We start from the raw sequence: 2564 nt of genomic DNA on the forward strand, positions 1-2564 counted from the left end.
CCCATGACCCTCAGCCAGCTTCAAGAGCCGATATGGCATCGGCGGGCTTGCCACGACTGCATGCCTCAATTCAACAAACATAAAAATCAAACAGGCTGTAGCCTTTCTGGAATTGGACTTTGCTTTTGGCCATGATCTCGTACCTCAGTAACTGTACGTAAGATCAGTATAGCTCGTGGTGACTGCTAATCATGGGTAATCAGGTAAAACTATGAAGAAAAATCCCCCTCGTTTAGATGCGGGTAATGAGAAAGAAGGCGTAATCGATGGTTTTTACCTGAGTAGGTAGAGTGAAGCCGCAGTCTACTTCACCAATTCTGGTGTCGTACTACCCACGATAAAGTGATCCGTGAGTGACCCTAGGTCCCCATCACGATGAAGTCGTAGCCCAGGCAAATCACTGACACGACATCCCCTTGCAGCAGCATTGCTTCAACCCTGATGCCCGAACTCTTCAACACCTGCTTGGCAATCGGACTGGCGTCATAGGTAAACGGAAAGTGGCTCGATGTCTGAAAGCTTGGTTGCACCACCATGATGAGATTCGCCAAGGAATGGATGACGACGTTCTCGATATTACTGCCAATCAGATCGTGGGCATGGGTCGTGCCCTGTTTGCCCATGATCAACATCCGCATGTAGGATGAGAGTTCATGGATTGTCTCTACCAACTGGCCGTGGTGTTGCAGGGTCTCGCCCCCCGTCATACCCAAGCCAGCAAGATATTCCTTGCCGCTGTCCAGCAGGATGCCCCCCTACTCATGGGCGAGACGGCTGCGTTGGTGATCCAGCTCGGCGAGCTCCTGGAGCAGAAGCTCGCGACTGCCAAGACCAATGTTGCCGGAGAGATAGCTATGTCCTTCAAACTCGTTTTTTCCAAAACGTGCAGTAAGGTGACGGATCACCACCTTTCTACCACCTCCTTGAAGTCTAATTCGGCAAAGAACTGTTCAGCACTCGCGAAGAATACCTGGCCCCGTACCAGATAGGTGCGTACCTCACCTTTTCCGCTCGCTGTCGCTTTTAACCAGCATGAAGCTGGCAACCTTGTTGGCAAAGAACAGGGAAGGAGCAGTACCCCGACAAGTACCCCGAGCGCCAGGTTATGGGTAGCAACAACCACTGTTGCCACCATCACGATATTGGTTGAGGGCGGGTGCTTTTGAGATTGTGCAGTGAATCCCAGGAGAACGTCCCGATAGAGACCATGATCATCACGGCTACCAGGGCTGCCATGGGGATTTAGCGGATCCACTCATCCATGAATACAACCATCAGAATGAGTAATGTGCCTGCGACAAAGGTAGAGAGGCGGCCACGACCACCGGATTTGATATTGATGATGGACTGACCAATCATGGCGCAGCCCGCCATGCCACCCATCAGGCCCGCGCCGATATTCGTGATCCCCTGGCCCTTGCACTCGCGATTGCGGTCGCTGCTGGTATCCGTCAGGTCATCGACAATGGCTGCCGTCATCATGGATTCGAGCAGACCGACCACGGCCAGACCTGCGGAATATGGGAAGATGATCGCCAGCGTCTCCAGATTGAGCGGCACTTCGGGCCACAGGAAGATGGGCAGAGTATCGGGCAGCTCGCCCATATCGCCTACAGTACGGATATCGATGCCCATGGTTATGGCGACTGCCGTCAGGATGACGATGCAGAGCAGCGGAGAAGGCACTAGCTTGCCAACCACCGGAATAAGCGGGAACAGATAGATGATGCCAAGGCCAGCTGCTGTCATGGCATAGACCTGCCAGGTGACGTTGGTGAGCTCAGGCAACTGGGCCATAAAGATGAGGATCGCCAGCGCATTGACGAAGCCGGTGACCACGGAACGGGAGACAAACCGCATCAGGCTGCCGAGCTTCAAGTAACCAGCCGCGATCTGGAGTACCCCAGTGAGCAGAGTTGCTGCCAGCAGATATTGCAAGCCATGCTCTTTGACCAGGGTCACCATCAGGAGCACCATTGCGCCTGTGGCTGCCGAGATCATGCCTGGGCGACCGCCGACAAAAGCGATGACCACGGCGATGCAGAAGGAGGCATAGAGGCCAACCTTGGGGTCTACTCCAGCGATGATGGAGAAGGCGATGGCTTCTGGGATTAGCGCCAGGGCGACCACGGTTCCGGCTAACAGGTCACCACGTATGTTGGAGAACCACTCTTGTCTTGCACGTTCTAGCATGGGGGGGGATTTTCTCGCTTGTTTAGGATCCATAACGCAACGCATCCACCGACTTGGGGGTCAGATGGAGTTCGGGCAGGATCAGATTGTTGTATTGGGATCTAATGGGTGTAAAAAACGCTCCGGTTGTGACAACCAGAGTCAGGCGGCAGGAGCCGCAGAGGGAGAGGTTAAGGCGGCGTTACAGTCACGCCAGTATGCGATTTGTTCATGGGCGGAAAACGATAGCAGAGAGGAGCTTGTATAGATAGAGCTCTCATTTTTGCAAAACACTTTTTAAATTTTCCGCCCTACAGGGCGAATATAACCACATCTTAACTGAGGTTACATTTCTGTTTTCTGTTTTCTGTTTTCTGTTTTCTGTTTTCTGT

The 2564-nt window shown here is 53.1% G+C and carries 2 protein-coding genes and 1 pseudogene; 1 reads left to right on the top strand and 2 read right to left on the bottom strand.

What is annotated here, in order from left to right; translation table 11 throughout:
- Positions 1-359 precede the first annotated feature (359 nt).
- Positions 360-623, bottom strand: a complete 264-nt coding sequence (locus tag AACR77_RS06385; protein WP_231563164.1) for a hypothetical protein — start codon at positions 621-623, stop codon at positions 360-362.
- Between the two features lie 30 nt (positions 624-653).
- On the opposite strand from AACR77_RS06385, the gene AACR77_RS06390 reads away from it, so the two are divergent.
- Entirely contained in the window at positions 654-989 is a 336-nt protein-coding gene (locus AACR77_RS06390; protein WP_231563165.1) for a hypothetical protein, read from the top strand.
- On the opposite strand, the pseudogene AACR77_RS06395 reads toward AACR77_RS06390, so the two are convergent.
- Positions 908-2193: pseudogene (locus AACR77_RS06395) on the bottom strand (SulP family inorganic anion transporter); the annotation flags it as partial. The gene AACR77_RS06390 and the pseudogene AACR77_RS06395 sit on opposite strands and share 82 nt — an antisense overlap.
- Between the last annotated feature and the right edge of the window lie 371 nt (positions 2194-2564).

Origin of the sequence: Aeromonas sp. ZOR0002 (genome assembly GCF_963866995.1) — a bacterium.
In the GTDB taxonomy this organism is placed as follows: Bacteria; Pseudomonadota; Gammaproteobacteria; order Enterobacterales; family Aeromonadaceae; genus Aeromonas; species Aeromonas caviae.